This window comes from Wolbachia endosymbiont of Nasonia oneida (genome assembly GCF_009012935.1).
Classification (GTDB): domain Bacteria; phylum Pseudomonadota; class Alphaproteobacteria; order Rickettsiales; family Anaplasmataceae; genus Wolbachia; species Wolbachia pipientis.
The window spans coordinates 1-19521 of the sequence record NZ_QESS01000005.1 but is presented as its reverse complement, the minus strand read 5'-3'; the positions used below and the strand labels follow the sequence as shown (position 1 = coordinate 19521).

Sequence of the window (19521 nt, the reverse complement as noted above, 5' to 3'; positions counted from 1 at the left end):
GATCTTATGTCTTAAACCGTATCCGTTCAGGGGAGCGGCAAAATAAGGTAGACAAAGCAAGATAATAATGTTGATGTTAACACTATTGTCAAGTTTACTGGCCTTTCTATTAGTGAGATTGAAGAATTAAGTGTGAGCGGTTACAAATAATTTACCATTTCTTCTGGTTTCACTATCCTTTCAAACTCTTCCTCAGTGAGCAGTTGAAGTTTTGCTGCTGCTTCTTTTAGAGTGATATTTTCTTTATAAGCAAGCTTCGCTATTTTTGCTGCATTGTCGTACCCTATATGCGTATTTAATATAGTGACCAACATCAACGACTGATTCAGTAAATCTTTTATCCTCTCTTCATTTGCTTTAATACCAACTACACATTTTTCTGTAAAATTTAAACTTGCGTCAGCTAAAAGTCTTATAGACTGCAAAACATTGTAAATTATCACTGGCTTAAACACATTCAATTCAAAATGACCGTTTGAACCACTAATGGTTACAGCAACATGATTTCCCATAACTTGAGTGCATACCATAGTCACCGCTTCACACTGAGTTGGATTCACTTTACCTGGCATAATTGAAGAACCAGGCTCATTTTCCGGTAACATTATTTCCCCAATTCCGCATCTTGGACCAGAACCAAGCAGCCTTATATCATTTGCAATTTTCATTAAACTGACTGCTACTGTATTGAGTGTTCCACTGAGCTCAACTAAAGCATCATTTGCTGCTAGCGCTTCAAATTTATTGCCTGCTGAAGTAAATGGAAGGTTAGTAATTCCTGCAACTTGCTTTGCAAAATCTTCAGCAAAACCCTTTTTAGTATTGAGTCCCGTGCCAACCGCAGTGCCACCTTGTGCAAGCTCATATATATCACTTAAAGTTGATTTTACTCTCTCTATCCCCTTTTTAATCTGGGCTGCATAGCCAGAAAACTCCTGTCCTAGTGTTAGGGGCGTTGCATCTTGCAGATGAGTACGTCCTACTTTTATTATATCTTTAAATTCCTGAACCTTATTATCCAGCACCTTATGCAATTTTTCAAGATTTGGAATAAGCAAGCGGTTTATCTGGTCTGCTGCTGCTATATGCATTGCTGTTGGAAAGGTGTCATTTGACGACTGACCATAATTCACATGATCATTTGGATGTATCGGAGATTTACTACCCAAATTACCACCTAAAATCTCTATTGCGCGATTGCTGATCACTTCATTCATATTCATATTAGTCTGCGTTCCGGATCCGGTTTGCCAAACAACAAGCGGAAATTCATTATTAAATTTGCCATCTATTACTTCCTTTGCGGCTGCGCAGATTGCGTCCCCTACCTTATTATCTATGCTACCCTGCTTCATGTTAACATGTGCTGCTGCAAGTTTTACTATTGCTAATGCTTTAATCAGAGGCTCTGGCATTTTTTCTGTGCCAATCTTAAAATTTTCTAAAGAACGCTGAGTCTGCGCTCCCCAGTAATGTTCACTTGGTACTTTTACTTCCCCTAAGCTGTCTGATTCTATTCTCGTCTTTCTATCCATATTTTCCTCCTGGTGTTATGCAAACTGGTTCACTACATAATTTTTTCATGCCTACTTCTTGGTTAATTAAATCATACTAGATCCAAGTAGTCAAGTGTACGAACATTGCAATTTTCAGGTAACTTGCATGGTAGATGTACAACTGTACGAACATTGTCTAGCAGGAGGGTGTCATCCCAGCGCCCCTATGATGTCATCACAGTGCTTGACACTTGGATCCAGAAATTTTATTAAGTTGGTAAGCATAAAAGTAGCCGTTTTATGTTAAAATACAACGTTTTGATGATTATGAAAAGGCTGGATCCCAGTGTCTGGGCACTGGGATGACACCATCTGCCACGCAAATTGCCTGCAAATTGCAATGTTCGTACAGTTGTGTGGTAGATGCAAGTAGCTGACACTGGGATTTGTTGTGTTTAACAAAAACAAATGTTCGTACAAATATATTCTAGTTATATGATAAAATAAATGAAATTCACATCTTAAAAGGATCATATACATCGATTTCCTTAGAATTACTCTTTTTCAATTTTTCACTTAATAATCTTAAAATAGGCTGTAAATCACCATTAATTGATAAGCACAGCACTTCTTTATTGAGATAATTAGCTAGGTGATTCTTCTTTTCCAGAATTTCTGCTTCCCTCAATAAGTCGCATTTGTTCAGTACTACAATCTCTTCTTTTTCAACAAGATCACTATTGTAAAGTTCCAATTCATTATGGATACAACTATAAGCCGAAACAACGTCACCATGAGTTACATCGATTAAATGAAGTAAAATTTTACACCTTTCTATGTGCTTTAAAAATTTATGCCCGAGCCCAACTCCAAGGTGAGCATCAGTAATTATTCCAGGAATATCTGCTATTACAACTTCGCTATCATCCACTTTTGTCACACCTAAGTGGGGTCTTACGGTGGTAAATGGATAATCGCCTACTTTTGTATCGGAATTTGAGCAGCGAGTCAAAAATTTTGATTTACCTGCGTTTGGCATGCCAATAATTCCAACATCTGATAAAACTTTTAGTTTTAATAATACATGTTTTTCTTCGCCAGGCTGACCGTAAGTAAAATGTCTTGGTGCCTTATTAGTAGAAGATTTAAAATTAGTATTTCCAAGTCCACCTTTTCCACCCTGTGCTACTTGAAATTCCATACCAGGCTTGTCAAGGTCTACTATTATCTCTTCACTTTCTTCATCAATTATTTGTGCACCGACTGGAACTTTAAGTATAACGTCTTTCCCTGCTGTGCCAGATCTATCCCTGCCTGCACCATTTTTTCCACTATCTGCTTTAATGTGTCTTCTATAACGAAAATGAAGCAAAGTGTTGAGATTAGCGTCGCTGATGAAAACTATGTTTCCACCCTTTCCTCCATTACCACCATTTGGACCACCAAATTCAACGAACTTTTCTCGACGAAAACTTGCACAGCCATCACCACCGTCACCGGCTTTTAAACACAATTTTACTTCGTCTATAAAACCCATGCTAACCCACGATAATATTTAGCATCCTTTCCTAATGTGCTTTCTATTCTGATTAGCTCGTTATACTTCGCAAGCCTATCAGAACGCGATAGCGATCCGGTTTTTATTTGCCCGCAATTTGATGCAACTGCTATGTGGGATATTGTTGTGTCTTCTGTTTCACCTGAGCGATGAGAAATAACAGCTTTATAGCCATTTGATTTTGCCATTTCAATTGCATTAAACGTTTCTGTTAACGTCCCTATTTGATTTGGCTTGATCAGTACAGCATTTGCCATTTTTTCCTCTATTCCTTTACGTATTAGTTCACAATTTGTAACAAATAAATCATCCCCGACCAATTGAATTTTATTCCCTAGTTTTGCAGTAAGCAATTTCCAGCCTTCATAGTCGTCTTCACTCATTGCATCTTCTATAGAAATTATTGGATATTTTTCCACAAGGTCACAATAGTATTCAGTCAATTCTTTTGAAGTAAGTCCCTTACTTTCAAATTCGTAAATTCCATCTTCATAAAAAGTAGATGAAGCAACATCAAGGCCTAGTGCAAAATCACTTTGCGCTGAATAACCTGCTGATTCTATAGCGTATATGATCAAATCAAGTGCTTCTTCAGTGCTTTCAATATTTGGTGCAAAACCGCCTTCATCTCCTACGTTTGTGCTATAACCTTTTTTCTTAAGAATGCTACGTAAGTTGTGGAACACCTCCGCAGATATTCTGATAGCTTCACTGAAAGTCTCAGCACCGACCGGAAGAATCATGAATTCTTGGAAATCGAGCTTATTGTCTGCATGTACTCCACCATTAATTATGTTAATGAGTGGAACCGGCATAACACTCATCTGCTCTCCTCCCAAATATCTATACAACGGTATTTTGAAACTGTTTGCTGCTGCTTTTGCAACCGCAAGAGACACACCCAAAGTTGCATTTGCTCCAAGTTTTGATTTGTTTTTTGTTCCATCCAGTTCAATTAATGCTTTATCAATTGCATTTTGGTCCGCTGCATTCATTCCAATGATTTCATCTGCTATTATCCCATTTACAGCTTGAACAGCTTTCAGCACTCCCTTACCACAATACCTTTTCTCATCTTGGTCCCTGAGTTCCAAGGCTTCTAATTTACCGGTTGAAGCTCCAGAAGGTACAGATGCCCTGCCTATTGCACCATCACAGAGCTCAATTTCTACCTCAATAGTGGGGTAACCCCTGCTATCTAAAATTTCTCTTGCAAATACGTTATTGATTATCTTATTCATTACATTAAACCTTAACTTCCGCAATAAGTGCTGCAGTTTCCTTTGCCAATTTAGCTATATTACTACCAGCACCAATAAATAATACTATATCACTTGGACTTGTCGAATCACTAATAAAATGTGAAATGAGCAAAGCATCATTCATAATTTTTGTGTTATTAAATCCATTACTGATTAAAGCTTTTTGTATATCATCAATCCCACAACCAGGAATAGGCTTGTCTTCTGGGGGATGAACAGGAGTGAGGATGACATAATCAAACATCATGAAAATTCGTATGAATTCATCAAAAAAATTACGAATGCGGGCAAAACGAAGTGGTTCGATAATTCCTATTACTTTTCCTTTAGTAATCGAACGTGCAGCCGTTAAAGTTGCATATATTTCATTTGGATGATGGGCATAATCCTCAATTAACTTAACACCTTTAATATCGGCAATCAAAGAGAATCTTCTTGCTACTCCTTGAAATTCCAAAAGGCCTTTTTTAATATCTGCATCGCTAATTCCGAGCTTTATCGCAACTGATATTGCAGCTAGGGCGTTGCTTACTTTGTGAATTCCAATTGCATTTGATAGTACTATGTTTTTTAAAGGGCTGGATCCCAGTGTCACACACTGGGATGACATCTCTGTACACTTTCCTTTTGTCATTCCAGCACGTAATGCTGGAATCCAGTTGTTCAACACATCAAATTCTATGCTGTTAGCATGCTGTTTAATGTTGCTGGCTCTTATGCTACCATTCTCAAACCCAAACGTTATAGAATTACCCGCATCATAATCGATGTCTACAGAATCAGGTAAAACTGCAGAACCTGCATTATTCACGAATTGGGAAAATGCATTTTTGATATTATCAAATGTGCCGTAATAATCTATGTGGTCATTGTTGATACTTGTTATGACAGCAATCTTTGCAGGGATTTTTAGCATAGTTCCATCAGACTCATCAGCCTCGATCAGAAAAGTGTCACTCCCTCCAAGTTTGAAGTTGCTCTTATAGGAATTTAATATCCCTCCTACAGTTACAGTCGCATCAATGCCAGAATGATCAAAAATGGAAGCAATCATAGCGGTTGTTGTTGTCTTTCCGCTTGAACCTGAAACCGCTATCACATATTTATCTCTTAAAAGTTCAGCAAGCATGTCTGATCTATGCAAAACGATTTTATTGTTATTTTTTGCCGCAATTAACTCCACATTATCAGATTCTATCGCAGAAGAATATACAACTATTTGAGCTTGGCTTATATTATCAGCATTGTGACCAATGTAAACTTCTATACCCAGCTTTTGTAATCTATCTACATTGTTGTTTGACTGCGCATCACTGCCTTGAACTTTGTAATTGGAATTATGGAGAATTTCAGCAATAGCGCTCATTCCAATTCCACCTATACCAATAATATGTATTATTCCTTTTTGAGTTTTGTTAATATTTAGCAGTAGATGTTTACTCATTACTAAATTTATTATAGTATAATTTAAAATCCTCATAGTATCGAACCCTCTTACCGAATACAATGATAAAAAACCTAGCCTTCCTATGTCTAATATTCGTTTTGATGAGTAGTTGCAGTTTTAGCAACAGGTTTAACTGCACTGCAGGTCATTATAAAATTGGCAGCAGCTACACAATAAATGGTATAACTTATTATCCAAAAAACTGTAAACACTATGAAGAGATAGGGATAGCATCGTGGTATGGAATAGAAGATCATGGCACACTTACAGCAAATGGTGAAGCGTTTAACCGTCACTTGATCTCTGCAGCGCATAAGACTTTGCCCTTACCCTGCTTTGTTCTTGTCACTAATTTAGAAAATGGAAGAAAGCTTGTTACAAGGGTTAACGATAGAGGGCCTTTTATTGAAGGCAGAATAATAGACTTATCAGAAAAAGCAGCTCAAGTCTTAGGATTTCATAAATCTGGGCTTGCAAAAGTAAAAGTTCAATACCTAAGAAAGATGTCAGAACAATTGATACAAAATACTCCTCATTACAGAAAGCAATATGAAAAAGAAATGCAGAAACGTCATCCGAAACAAGACAGTGCAGAAAGTAAGGGATATGTTGCATTTTTTAAAAGTGCTCAGGCTGCTAAATCAGCTGCATCAAAGCTTCGCAATCAAGGAATAAAAAATGTTAGATTGCTTTTTAAGAACGATCAATATTGCGTGAAAGTGAGTTATAGGTAGTGGTGAGTGCAGAATTTGAAAGATTTGGTTAATGTAAGGAACGCTGGCTAACTATTGTAAGTTAAAAATGTGATATAAAAAAGATATCAACAATTTATAGCTATACCACCGCGATATCTCTTAGCCGCTAACACGTAGCGGAATGACGAGCTTATCGTCACGCCACCGCTAACCGTCATACCGCGATTCATTCGCGGTATCTCAGCCGCTAACAAGTAGCGGGATACTTGACCTTTACAGGAATGACAGTTGTCGTTTAGCTATAAATATTAAGAAATTTACCAAATGAAAAAAAAGGCAAAGAAACCCTAGGGTAGCTAGTATTCAAATTCTCCCTTGTCTATTTGACGTCTTTTACTGTCTTAAACACTTTATAAGCGCGTTTCGGCTTGTATAGGTAGAAACCTAAAAGTTTTATAAAGACATGAGGTGCATATAGTGCAAAAAATTAAGCATGATTTACGCCAAATACATTAAGTTTTTTGTCATTAATCCACTGCAGAGATTGCGAAGATAAATAAATAGCTTCAGTTTCATGATAGGAGGGCTGGCGGAGTTTGTCAAGTAAGTTTTTCGTTTCATCCAATGCGCTGCCAAAAGTTTGTTATGCAAGAATGCACTAGCCATTTCTCACAGATTCATTTAAACTTAATCAAGTAGGAGTATTATTAACGCGAAAAGAGTTTAATTAGAGATTTAAGTGATATGGCGCGTGAGGAAGATATAAACCAATTAGTAGAAAATGGATTTGATATTAACTCAAAAGATGCAAGTGGAATCACTCTCTTGCATAAGTTCACAAAAGAAGGCGATTTAGTTGGAGTAAAGTCATTACTAGAGCACGAAGCTGATTTCAATGTCGTAGACAACGAAAATAGAAACCCTCTGCATTACGCCATTATGCATGGACACAAGAAAGTTGCTAAACTTTTTGTTAACCAACTGACAATTAATTCCAAGGATAAAAATGGATTCACTCCACTGCACCTTGCTGCACTACAAGATGACACGGAATTAATAGATTTTTTGATAACAAAAGGCGCAAAAATTAATGAAAAAGATGCCAAAGAGGGCTATACTCCTCTTCATATAGCTTCACTATACGGTTCTAAAAAAAGCGTCCAAATTTTAATTGATAGCGGAGCAAATCTCGAATGTGAAGATAACAATTTTCGTACTCCTTTGTTTTTAACCATTTATCAATGCACCGCACATTATGACAGCAGAGCAGAAATTATAGAATATCTGATAAAGAAAGGTGCAAATATAGAAGCCAAAGATGCAGAAAATAACACTACGCTTTTCCTAGCAGCGTATAACAACAAAATGCAAATAGTAAAACTTATTGCAAAAAAACAGCAAGCAAGTAACGATAAAATTAAACTTAAAGAGTTTTTTTGCACAAAAAACAACCATGGTTTTGATGCGTTAGATTGCGCTATTGAGCATAATAATAGAAAAATGGTAACATTTCTTGTTTCAAAGGGAATAGAAGCAAACGATCAAGATTTTAATGGTAACGCTAGGCTGCATAAAGCTAGCCATAATGGTAACACTAAAACAGTTAAGCTCTTATTGAAGCTTAAGGTAAACGTTAATGCTGTTACTAAATGTAACAGAACTCCCTTGCTACTCGCAGTTAAAAAAGGCCATACACAAATTGTGAAAATGTTATTGGAAGTTAGAGCCAATATGAACATTTGTGAGCAACAAGGTTTTGCACCTCTACATCTTGCTGTTCAAAAGGATTATTTTGATATAGCTCAGTTGTTAACAGAAAAAGGTGCAGACCTTAACATTAAGTGCAATAACGGTCATACCGCAATAGATATGTTCATTAGCAAGGCTCATAGCAAAAAAAACATCGAAGAAAATTACAAAAAATTTTGTAGATTTTTGATGCTTTACCTGAAAGAGCTACATAGTAAACACAAAGCCTGTTGTATACTTTCAACCCTAGCTCTAAGCTTAACAATTATAGGCTTACCATTTATTTTCAAGCCTATTATTAAATACAGAGAAAGAAGTAAAATATATAAAAAAATTAGGGCTATGCTGGTCTACATTTAAGTACAAGAAGAGTATACAAAAAATACATAGCCAAAGCTAATACACGACAATTATCTGCTCGATGAAAATGAGATTAAATACATTTTTAATATTTTTATAGAAATCTATTAGTATAGATTTTGTATGCTGTTCTAATGGCTATTTTTAAATGCTTAATACTCCTCTTCATTATTTCTTGCACACATCTACCTACCAAGCAATATCCTATTAACATAGACAATTATAAGCACGATTATCCGTTGCAACAATATAACACCTCTTTGGAGATTAATGAACCGGCAATACCAGAAATTATGCCTTTACCAATAGAGTTTCCCGATCTCACAATCAGTAATCAGCTTATTTCTATTAATGTTAGTGAAGAAGTATCAGTAAAGGATTTGCTGATTGAGATAGGAAAACTTTCTGACGTTAACTTGGATATGGACCCAAAAATATCAGGTAATATTATTTTAAAGCTAAAAGATAAGGATATAAACGAAGTAATTCAGAGTATAGCAAATAGCGCCAAACTGCGTTACTCAATAAGTAATGGTGTAATTAGAATTGAGCAGGACTTGCCATACGCGCAAAATTATTACGTAGACTTCATCAATATTCAACATTCTGCTCAAAGCAGTTTCGTCATTAATCACAATATTACTAACAGTGATGGAAGTAACGTTGATAGGGACTATAACAATGTTATGAAGTCTCAATACAGTAGTGACTTATGGAATTCATTAGAAAAAGGCTTGAATGCAATAATGGATGTTAACGGGGTGGATGATGGCGAATTCCTCTCATCCAACAGAGAAGCTGGTGTTATTATTTTGAATGCTAGAAAAGATATCCACAAAGCTGTTGAAGAATATATTAATAAGGTTAAGAAGTTAGCGTCTTCTCAAGTAATGATAGAGGCAAAAATAGTTGAAGTTGTGCTAGATGACAAATACCTTTCTGGTATGAACTTAAATGACTTACGCGATGGAACTAAGTCTATAATAAATCAAGATAACTCCATTATTAACCTAGCAATGAACTTTGGTGCGAATGATCTAGGAGATTTAGTAAAAAATTTAGACAAATTTGGCACTTCAACTGTAATTTCAAGCCCCAGAGTACATGCTATAAATAATCAGCAAGCGATGATTTCATTTACTAAAAACCATATTTATTTTACTTCCGATATACAAAAAGATACTAGAAACTCTAATCAGACCTTAATTACCAAGATGAATAGCGTTCCAATAGGTATTGTGCTAATAATCCACCCAAGCATTAACATTGATACTAGTGAAATATTCATGGATATACATCCAACTTTATCAAGAATTAACGGCTACGTTAAAGATCCAGATATAGAGTACGTCGCACAGCAGAGTAAAATGAAATTAAATAGCGACATTCCAATTGTTGAAATCAGAGAAATGAACTCTATGTTAAAAATTAAGAGCGGTGAAATTATGGTAATCGGCGGGCTTATAGAACATAGAGAAGATAAGCAAAGCTTATTGCACCAGAAGTCAAAAAGGCTAGCGAATAATATTAGAACAGTAGAAACTGTCATTTTTTTAAAAGCAACAATCGTACCAACATTTGGTTTGTTAGATAGAAAAGATAAGAATTTATATATATATTAAATTATCACTAAAAATTAAATATCAAACCAATTTCAATATTGTGAGTAGATATGTCATCTGCAACAGGTATCGGAACGCTAAAGTAACGATAGCCGAGAAAGGTTTTGACTTCTGGGATTATTGAATAATCAACACCAAGTTTTATTTGATAAGCAAACCAAGGAACATTAAGTGGCATTGAATTTTGGGGTGACCCACTAATCCTTTTTAATCTAAAAACTGTTGGCCCTATACCAAGACCGATGTACGGAGCAAATTGTATATCCTGAACGCTGGGATTATAATAGAAGTTTAACAAAAACGCAAATATACTTGCTGATTTATCAAATACCAGAGGAGAATTACTATTTTCAATATTGGCTCTAGAATACATGGTTTCAAAATCAACTCGGCCATTTTCTCCAGCATAGTAACCTAAAGATATGCTGTTAAGCCACTGGAAATCAATTTTACCATCAAATTGCTGTATACTTTTAATTTCATTTGCCACTATATTTTTTATTATAAAACCATAATGACTTTCAACTAAAGTTAGGACTCTTTTTCCTATTTCTTGTATACCCTTTACAAATGTTTCTGAATTATCATGGTATACCTTACCACCGTTAGCGCTAACATAAAAATCAAGTTTTTTTGATTTTTCTTTTGTAGGCTCAGCTTGATCTGCAATACGTGACCACATATTTTTCTGATTAGCTACTTGGAGAATAGAAGGTTGCTTAATAGGACTACTTTCAAGTTCTTGATATTTTAAATCATTTATTAGTATTTCTTTTTCAGTAACCTCTTCAGAACGTATTACACTTTCATTATTATCTGTTTCTAATTTTAAGGGTTGTACTTGCTCAATGTGTGTATCATTACTAATATAAGTAATAAAAAAATAGACACATGAAATGAAAATCAAAAATAAAGTAATAGATATTCTAGTTATCATAAATGAATTCACAATTATCATTTACAGTATAATTACTATATCGTATATTTCTTCAATGTACAAAAATTAAGAAAAAATATTTCCAATTAGATAATTATTTTCCACTCCTTTAACATTAACTTTCACAATACTCTTGGCTTGAGCTTTTGATTCAAGCTTTATTAATGCAAAATTTTCTGCTCTACCGACATTATTTTGCTCAACCAGAACACTTTGCTTAGTGTTGATCAAGGATTGACAAAAACTGCTCATAATTTCTTTATTTACTTCTCTTAAATTTTTTACTCGTTCTTTACGCACATTCTCTGGTACTTGTGGCATTCGTGCAGCAGGTGTATTTTTCCGCTCTGAATATGGAAAAGCATGTAGGTAAACTATATTTGTTTTTTTCAGTAAATCAACTGTATCCTGAAACATTTCATCAGTTTCTGTTGGAAATCCAGCAATAATATCAGCGCCAAATGCTATATTAGGCCTCAAGCTCTTCATTTTATGACAAAATTCTATCACTTGTTCTCTGTTGTGACGACGCTTCATTCTCTTTAGTATTAAATTATTACCAGATTGTAGACTCAAATGTAAATGAGGCATAAGTCTTGACTCATTAGCTATTAAATCCATTAATTCGTCGTCAACTTCAGCAACATCGATAGAGGAAAGTCTTAGCCTCTTCAACTCTGGTATATCCTTTAAAACTCTCCTAATCATTGAACCAAGTGATGGCTTACCCAACAAATCTGTACCAAAGTCAGTAATATCAACCCCTGTAAACACTACTTCTTGATATCCATTTTCTACAAAGATCCTGATTTGCTCTATAATACTGTTTATTGGCACAGATCGATTATTCCCTCTTGCCTCAGTAATTGAACAAAATGTGCAGCTATGATTACAACCATTTTGAATTTCAATAAATGCCCTTGACTTATCTTCAAATCCATTAATTAGAACAGGTTCTACTTGGTTATCACTGACCAAGATTTTATCGTCATTTAGTAAGTAATTTTCAGCTTTTAGCTTATCTTGATTACCGAGCACTTTACTTACACCAGGAATGCTACTGTAAACTTCTGGATCCAACTGAACAGCACAACCAACTACGATAATTTCTTTATTTGGATCATTTTTGTAAATCTTACGTATCTTTTGCTTTACCTGACGTTCTGCTTCGTTTGTCACTGCACAGCTATGCACCACAACAACATTTTCTCTCTTTGCTTTTTTTAATGCTTCTTTGATTAACTCGCTCTCGTAAAAATTTAGACGACAACCAAATGTTATCACTTCATTCATGTTAGTATTTTTTGCTTTAATAGACCTAAATTATATCAAATATCCAAGCAAAGTCTCTTGCATGACTATTTTTTTGTAAATAAATGCTATGCAAGCAGCAGACACTGGGATCTCAACGATTTTCACTCAGACACAGTATCACTCCTTTGCTTATTATAGTCTTTTGACCTTTTTAAGATACAATCCGGATTGGATACTGAGTTGGTGAGTATAAAAGTATAGCTTCTACGTCATACCGCTGCGGTATCTCTTAGCCGCTAACAAGTAGCGGGATGACGATTGTCGGTGAATCTAAGTTACCTTAGCTACATTTCTAGCTGTAACTATAAATGTATGGATTTTTTATCGTGCCATGTTATAATTAACGTCTTGCTAAAAATTAAATATTGATGAATGAACTAAGAAAGTTAAGTATTACACAAATGCATGACGGGCTCAAAAAAAAGAGTTTTTCTGCCGTTGAACTCGTAGAGGCGCACATCAGTGCGGTTGAAAATGAGAAATTAAATGCATTTATAACAAAAACCCCAGAGATAGCAATGAAAGCTGCTAAAGCTGCAGATGAACATTTCTCTAGGCAAAAGGATGATTTAATCTCGCCGCTCATGGGTGTACCAGTTGGCATCAAAGATCTATTCTGTACAAAAGGAATAAAAACAACAGCATGCTCAAAAATGCTGGAAAATTTCGTTCCGACTTACGAATCTACGGTGTCTGACTTGCTTTTAAAAAGTGGAGCAGCCATGCTCGGTAAGCTTAATATGGATGAATTTGCTATGGGTTCTGCGAACACAAATAGCTATTTTGGCCCTGTTGAAAATGTGTGGATTAGAAAAAGCGATGGGGAAAAAGTTGTTCCTGGTGGATCATCTGGTGGATCTGCAGCATCGGTTGCTGGATTTTTATGCGCTGGAGCGTTAGGGAGCGACACCGGTGGATCTGTACGCCAACCAGCAGCTTATTGTGGAGTAGTTGGAATAAAGCCAACTTATGGAAGATGCTCGCGTTTTGGTATGATTGCATTTGCGAGTTCTCTGGATCAAGCAGGAGTCATTACTCGTTCTGTCTCTGATTCAGCATTAATGCTGGAAGCAATTTGTGGCTATGATACAAAAGATTCAATATCGAGCGAAAAGCCAGTGCCTAAATTTTCTAGCTTTATAAATGGTGATGTCAAGGGTAAGTGTATTGGTATACCAAAAGAATATAGGATGGATGGAATTTCAGAGGAAATAGTTCATAATTGGGAAAGAGTTGCTTCCTATTTAAAAGAAAATGGCGCTGAAGTTGTTGACATTACTCTGCCACATACTAAATATGCAATACCAGTCTATTATTTAATCTGTTCTGCTGAAACTTCATCCAATCTTGCTCGTTACGATGGTGTGCGTTATGGATTAAGGGTTGATGCTGATACCCTTGAAGAAATGTATTCACTAACAAGAGCAGAAGGTTTTGGTAAAGAGGTGAAAAGAAGAATTTTAATTGGCGCTTATGCGCTTTCTTCAGGTCATTATAATGAATATTACGAAAAAGCGCAGTGCATTAGGGCATTAATCAGAAATGATTTTATAAAAGCGTTTGAAAAAATAGATTACATACTTGTGCCATCTGCTCCAACAGAAGCTTTTGGCTTAAATGAAAAGCCAGATCCGCTAATTATGTGCATCAATGATGTGTTTACTGTGCCGGCAAGTCTGGCAGGATTGCCTGCTATTTCTGTTCCTGTTGGGCTCTCCAATGAGGGTTTACCACTTGCCTTGCAAGTGATTGGAAATTATTATGATGAAGCTGGAATATTAAATGTGGCAAGTGTGATAGAGCAAAATTGCGGCAGAATAATTAGACCTCTTGCATAATCTATTTTTTGATAGTAATTTTTGCATTAAAATTTGCTTACGCTCCTCAACGTACTCTATGGTTCCATTTTTAGATGAATAGCAAAAACAGGGTATATTAATCTGTTTACAAAATTTTCGTGTAACAGTTCACACTTAATTAAACCATACGCGTCAAGTTAAGGAAATAAAGGTATGAAAGAGATAGAATAATAAGGTATAAGTTCTCCCAGATATACTTTTAGTGAGAGAACCAATGAATAAAATAACTTGCTTATCAAAAAAGCTCAAAGAATTTTTTAATGAAAAAGCAGAGAAAATCTCAATTACAACAAGGTTTATAAAAAGAAAGAGAAAGCTAAAAGGTTCATCATTCGTAAAAGCCATGGTCTTGGGTAATATAGGAGTTGATAATTGTAGCGTAGAAACAATGTGTCAATTACTAAACGAGGACTCGATAGATATAACAAAACAAGGTTTGGATTTTAGATTTACTGAAGAAGCAGTGGAATTTATGAAAAGGATGTATAATGAATCTGTGATTCTCTTTAAAAATATCTTGCAAGTTGATTGCAAAATCTTACAGCAATTTAATAGTGTTAAATTATTGGACAGTAGCTATATTACTCTACCTAACAGTATGGAAGAGATGTATAAAGGTTATGGTACTAGCTACAGTGGCTATGAAAGCAATACTAAGTCTGGAATAAAGTTACAATTAGTTTTCGACTACATGAATCAGATAATAGACCAACTTAATTTAACGGAGGGGGTAAGATCAGACCAGGGATATAGGAAACATTTAAGTAATATATTAAGCAATGATTTGCTAATATCTGATCTCGGTTATTTTGTGCCAAGTTCTTTTAAACAAATCAATGAAATAGGAGCTTATTTCATAAGTCGTCGATACCAACATATATGATGTAGAAACAAATCAAAAAATGGAGTTATTAGAATGTTTAGAGATTTTTAGAAAACGAGGTATTGTTAGGAAAAGAAGCAAAAATTAGAGTAAGAATTATATGTCAGAAACTAACTGAAGAACAGTCTATGGCCAGAAGAAGGAAAGCTAATAGATTAGCAAGATCGCAGGGATATACATCCTCTAAAAGAAATCAAAAATTGTTGAACTGGTCAATATTTATAACTAATGTTCCAGAAAATAAAATTAGTGCTGAGCAAGTATTAACGATTTACAGAGTAAGGTGGCAAATTGAGTTATTATTTAAATTGTATAAAAGCCATATCAGGCTTGATAAGCTAAAAGGAAAGCCATGCAGAGTATTATGTGAACTATATGCTAAATTGTGCGCAATTCTTATATTTCACGGCATAGTTGGTTGCACAGAAGTGAAAAAGAATACAGAACTTAGCTTAACAAAGGCATTTATTGAGCTAAAAAGGCGGGTTAGAGAGTTATTTTTAGTATTAACCAAAATTAATAGTTTAAAAGCATTTCTTAAAAAACTCACTATAACTTGGTCGCGATTTTCATTAAAAGACAAACGTAGAAGGGCTAGAGTATCCACTTTAACCTCTCTAAATTTGCTCACAATCTCTTAACTTGACGCGTATGCTTAATTAAACAGACTGAATTCTGTAATTTTGGGATGTTGAAAAATTTACCTCACGTTGTCATTCCAGCGCATAACGCTGAAATCCAGATTTATAGAAACGAAAAAACTTGCTTGACGTCTGGTAGAGACTCATGACCTTGAAACCAGCGATTTGGTCTCATAACCATAGTCTCCCCAAAAGAACCGTGCTTGCGGATTTCCCGCACACGGCTCCACAATACAGCGTTCACACTAGTGCTCCTGTGTATAAAGAAACATATACCTTTGGTTTTGGTAATGGATTTACTTTTAAATAGTGTATAAATTGTTCCCAATCCATACTTTTCTTTTGACTACGTCGGTTTATCCACTTAAATGCTAACTTTGTTACCGGTCGATAGAATTGAATCAAACACCGATAATTTCCGCTAACTCCGAAGTAGCTATAGTGTCCTGTTAGTTTGGCTTTAAGTTTCTGCCACCAATCTTTGAGACAGATACGACTTCGTACCATCTTCAACCATTCTTTGATTTCTTTAATCTTTCTGGCTAGGCTTATTTTTGAAGTTTTCTGCTTCATCATAAGTTTACCATTACGACTTTTTCCACAATAATGTGTAAATCCTAGAAAGTTGAAGCTAGCCGTCCTACGTTTCTCTCTTTCTGCTTGATACCATTCTTTCTTACCAAACTTTACTATTTTTGTTTTATTTTCAGCTATTTCCAACCCAAATTTACTTAGTCTTTGTTTCAGTAATTCTAGAAATTCTTTTGCGTCTTCTTCCCTCTCGCAGCCAACTACAAAATCGTCGCAAAACCTTATTAGCTGTAAATATCCTCTGGCTTTTGGCTTAAATTTCTTTTCAAACCATAAGTCCAGCACATAGTGTAAGTATATATTAGCTAATACAGGGCTTACTATACCACCTTGTGGTGTGCCTTGATCGGTTGCTTTATAACATCCAACTTCGACTATTCCTGCCTTTAGAAATCGTTTTATTAACCACAATAAATTTGGGTCAGCTATTCGTTCCCTTAGACAATTCATTAGCCATTTATGTTGAACATTATCAAAGAACTTCTTGATATCCACTTCTACAATATAGTTAATTGGTTTGTGCATAACTGCTTTATCTAGAGCGTTTATCGCCTGATGACAATTTCTTCCTGGTCGAAATCCATACGAGCTGTCCATAAAGTTTGCTTCATAAATATTTTCTAATATCTTCTTTAGCATTACCTGTACCAACTTATCTTCCGTTGATGGTATTCCGAGACCGCGCTTCTCTTTGCTCCCGGCTTTGGGTATGTATACCCTTTTCACTGGTAGCGGTTGATATTGTTTTCTCTTCATACTATCCACTAGTGTTTTAAGTTTCTCTTCTAGATTTTCTCCATAAGCTTCCACTGTCACACGATCTATACCACAAGCCTTGTTGCGTTTTAGTTCCTTATAACACTCTGCAAGATTCTCTTCATTAATCAAATGAACTAATGATGTAAATTTTACTCGCTTATCTTGCTTAGCCCTTACTGCTATCTGGTTTAGTTTTCCTTGCATACTCCTCCAATCTCTGTTGTATTGGTATAGCAATCCCTATACCAGTCACTATATTGCTAACCGCTTCCCCTTGTATGTGGCTTTCCCACACTCCGAGTACTATCAGTTAGTCCGACTTCCTTTGCATCTTCCTCCAGTCCTCGCCTTTATTGACTTGTTCCAGAGTACCCTTACAGGAATACAAAGGATCTCCCAAGTTCACGTAAGGTCCATCTCAACACATGACGCGGCCTTCGATCCCGATGAGGTGAGTAATATCTTGCCTTAGCGTTATTACCCATGTTGCCTTCCACCAAATGTAAAGTGTCAGCCCCCATGACGCGTGAATTACGGGACTCAATACCTTCACTTTCGTTGCACCCTATGTTGTCCATTCCATTAGCTTTACTACGCTCGTTACCTTACGCAGCATAATGGTTTGTTCCAGGTTGCCGGCTAAGCTTTACCCGTGTTGGATTTTCACCAACTGTTCCTTACGCACTTCTTGGCGCACACATTAATGCACCCACAATCTTTTTCTGCTCATCTTTTGTGAATTGGTTCGAAAGTATTTTACACATCACGATATCAGCAAAACTACGCTGTCCATCATAATATGCATTCATCCTTACTCCTTTACCTATTGCTTGTTTTAAGGCTTCAACCACTTCATTTATGTTCTCTGCTTTTATTACTGCATCTTTAAACTGGTTCAACTTCTCATTTTCATCCCAACTTGGCTCTATCTTTTGCAGCGGTGAGATAAATGGATTTGATTTCCTTGAACGACCTTGTCTGCTATAATGATCATTAAATCCTTTTTCCGAGTTGCTTGGTTTGTCACGACCATCTTGAGGAGAAGGCTTTTTACTTTCAAGGTTCTTAGCCTTCTTATCAGTCGTTTTACTTGAAAAGGCAGACAACAGGTTTTTCTTTTCAGCAATAGCATCTAATATCTCCGGTAATTTGCTCAGATCATCGCCTGCAGGGATAGACTGCTGGTTTTTCTTAAAGATGCCTACAATAGCTTTAGATATGCTATTATCCTTCGACAATACATCAAGATCAATGTTTAATTCGTAAGTATTTCCCTCTTTATCATTAAAAGGTACAATTATTATATTACTCATATTAGCCTCCGCTATTTTTCTAAGTTTACACCGAGCTTTATTACTTTATTGTTAACTAGATATATGCTTTCTCATTAATTATAAGGGTAATTAATATATTTGCAAATATTTTCCTGCATTCAAAAGAACGACTTTTGAGACATCAAAAAACTGCTCAGCACTTCCCAATAACGAATTTTTACTTCAAATTACCTTTGAGCAGCTCTTCTTTTCGGACTATAACAGTCCTTCTTTCTTCAGACTAAGATAGCTTTTACTTGTAACGATAATGTGGTCATATAACCTAATCTCTATAGTCTTACAGACTTCAGCCAATTTTTTAGTTACAGCTAGATCCTCATCAGATGGCTTTAAACTTCCGCATGGGTGGTTGTGCGACATTATCATTAATTTTGCTTTTTCTATTATTGCTTTTCTTGCCACTTCATGTATGCAAATAGGTACACTATCCTTTCTACCAACATACACTGTTTCCCCTATTAAATGGAACTTTTGATCCAAATATATTATTATTGTACATTCCTTTTCTAAGTGCCCTATACATGCCTTTAAATATTCTACGAGCTTTTCCAAGTTACCACCTATTACTGGGCCTTTCTTTAACTCTTCTCTCGGTACCCTCTTTAAAGCTTCCTTAAGACATAAAATTGCTATAACTGTAGAGTTAGTTACCCCTTCTATAGTTTTTAGGTCATCTATTTCCAGACTTGAAATCCTTCCTATTCCTTTAAAACGATCCATTAGCCTTTCAGCAATAATGCTAGCTTCAACCCCATCATGCGCTCCACTCAGAAATGTTTCTATTATTTCATGATCTAGTAAAGCATTTCCTTTGCTTACCAATGCTCTGAACTCTATTTCTTCTCTACGATCTTTACTTTTATTCTTATTATTCATATAATATACCCTTCACTAATAATAAATTTTTTTTAAATATTTACTGCTATTTTTCTTAGCAGTATTGGCATAAAGCCATCCATTTTGGCGGAACTCAACCACTATCGGCTGAGAGCCGAAAGGTTGGATATAGCGCTG

General features: G+C 35.6%; 16 protein-coding genes and 1 pseudogene. 6 read left to right on the top strand and 11 right to left on the bottom strand.

Features of this window, described 5'->3' with window-relative positions; all coding sequences use genetic code 11:
• Positions 1-140: 140 nt before the first annotated feature.
• The gene (gene fumC / locus DEF52_RS03435; RefSeq protein WP_015588948.1) at positions 141-1535 is read right to left on the bottom strand and encodes a class II fumarate hydratase; all 1395 of its coding nucleotides are present in this window, start codon (positions 1533-1535) and stop codon (positions 141-143) included.
• A gap of 127 nt (positions 1536-1662) precedes the next feature.
• On the opposite strand from fumC, the gene DEF52_RS06560 reads away from it, so the two are divergent.
• Entirely contained in the window at positions 1663-1803 is a 141-nt protein-coding gene (locus tag DEF52_RS06560) for a hypothetical protein (protein ID WP_153296801.1), read from the top strand.
• Here the strand turns inward: DEF52_RS06560 and DEF52_RS06555 are convergent.
• The 4 genes from DEF52_RS06555 to murC are packed head-to-tail and all read right to left on the bottom strand — an operon-like array spanning position 1800 to position 5796.
• Positions 1800-1958, bottom strand: coding sequence for a hypothetical protein (locus DEF52_RS06555; RefSeq protein ID WP_237357337.1), 159 nt, complete (start codon positions 1956-1958; stop codon positions 1800-1802). The genes DEF52_RS06560 and DEF52_RS06555 overlap by 4 nt on opposite strands.
• A gap of 52 nt (positions 1959-2010) precedes the next feature.
• Positions 2011-3033, bottom strand: coding sequence for an Obg family GTPase CgtA (cgtA, locus tag DEF52_RS03425; RefSeq protein WP_151807859.1), 1023 nt, complete (start codon positions 3031-3033; stop codon positions 2011-2013).
• Positions 3021-4295: a phosphopyruvate hydratase gene (gene eno, locus DEF52_RS03420; RefSeq protein WP_151807858.1), complete on the bottom strand. Its 1275-nt coding sequence runs from the start codon at positions 4293-4295 to the stop codon at positions 3021-3023. Before eno ends, cgtA begins: the two co-directional genes overlap by 13 nt.
• A 4-nt stretch (positions 4296-4299) precedes the next feature.
• Positions 4300-5796, bottom strand: coding sequence for a UDP-N-acetylmuramate--L-alanine ligase (murC, locus tag DEF52_RS03415; protein WP_151807857.1), 1497 nt, complete (start codon positions 5794-5796; stop codon positions 4300-4302).
• 26 nt (positions 5797-5822) lie between these two features.
• On the opposite strand from murC, the gene DEF52_RS03410 reads away from it, so the two are divergent.
• From DEF52_RS03410 to DEF52_RS03395, 3 genes are all read left to right on the top strand, one after another.
• Positions 5823-6497: a septal ring lytic transglycosylase RlpA family protein gene (locus DEF52_RS03410; RefSeq protein WP_006280330.1), complete on the top strand. Its 675-nt coding sequence runs from the start codon at positions 5823-5825 to the stop codon at positions 6495-6497.
• A 705-nt stretch (positions 6498-7202) separates the two neighbouring features.
• Positions 7203-8567 carry an ankyrin repeat domain-containing protein gene (locus DEF52_RS03400; RefSeq protein ID WP_065095203.1) on the top strand — a complete coding sequence of 455 codons (1365 nt, stop codon included), beginning with the start codon at positions 7203-7205 and terminating at the stop codon, positions 8565-8567.
• 134 nt (positions 8568-8701) lie between these two features.
• The gene (locus tag DEF52_RS03395) at positions 8702-10189 is read left to right on the top strand and encodes a type II secretion system protein GspD (RefSeq protein ID WP_151807856.1); all 1488 of its coding nucleotides are present in this window, start codon (positions 8702-8704) and stop codon (positions 10187-10189) included.
• 7 nt (positions 10190-10196) lie between these two features.
• On the opposite strand, the gene DEF52_RS03390 is transcribed toward DEF52_RS03395, so the two are convergent.
• Both DEF52_RS03390 and mtaB read right to left on the bottom strand, forming a co-directional pair.
• Positions 10197-11126, bottom strand: a complete 930-nt coding sequence (locus DEF52_RS03390) for a P44/Msp2 family outer membrane protein (RefSeq protein WP_006280172.1) — start codon at positions 11124-11126, stop codon at positions 10197-10199.
• A 66-nt stretch (positions 11127-11192) separates the two neighbouring features.
• A complete protein-coding gene (gene mtaB, locus DEF52_RS03385) occupies positions 11193-12419 on the bottom strand; it encodes a tRNA (N(6)-L-threonylcarbamoyladenosine(37)-C(2))-methylthiotransferase MtaB (RefSeq protein WP_010082135.1) in 1227 nt (408 codons plus the stop codon).
• A gap of 389 nt (positions 12420-12808) precedes the next feature.
• Between mtaB and gatA the strand changes: the two genes are divergently transcribed.
• The gene (gene gatA, locus DEF52_RS03380; protein WP_044471200.1) at positions 12809-14278 is read left to right on the top strand and encodes an Asp-tRNA(Asn)/Glu-tRNA(Gln) amidotransferase subunit GatA; all 1470 of its coding nucleotides are present in this window, start codon (positions 12809-12811) and stop codon (positions 14276-14278) included.
• 235 nt (positions 14279-14513) lie between these two features.
• Positions 14514-15823: pseudogene (locus DEF52_RS03375) on the top strand (IS4 family transposase).
• Positions 15824-16063: 240 nt separating this feature from the next.
• Here DEF52_RS03375 and ltrA read toward each other — a convergent pair.
• The 4 genes from ltrA to DEF52_RS03355 form a co-directional block, all read right to left on the bottom strand.
• Complete coding sequence (gene ltrA, locus DEF52_RS03370) at positions 16064-17377, bottom strand: group II intron reverse transcriptase/maturase (RefSeq protein WP_006280268.1); 1314 nt, start codon at positions 17375-17377, stop codon at positions 16064-16066.
• Positions 17340-17468: a hypothetical protein gene (locus DEF52_RS06765; RefSeq protein ID WP_255324786.1), complete on the bottom strand. Its 129-nt coding sequence runs from the start codon at positions 17466-17468 to the stop codon at positions 17340-17342. The genes ltrA and DEF52_RS06765 overlap by 38 nt, the downstream gene beginning before the upstream one ends.
• A gap of 382 nt (positions 17469-17850) precedes the next feature.
• Positions 17851-18486: a hypothetical protein gene (locus DEF52_RS03360; RefSeq protein WP_151807855.1), complete on the bottom strand. Its 636-nt coding sequence runs from the start codon at positions 18484-18486 to the stop codon at positions 17851-17853.
• 216 nt (positions 18487-18702) lie between these two features.
• Positions 18703-19383, bottom strand: coding sequence for a JAB domain-containing protein (locus DEF52_RS03355; protein ID WP_151807854.1), 681 nt, complete (start codon positions 19381-19383; stop codon positions 18703-18705).
• Positions 19384-19521 lie beyond the last annotated feature (138 nt).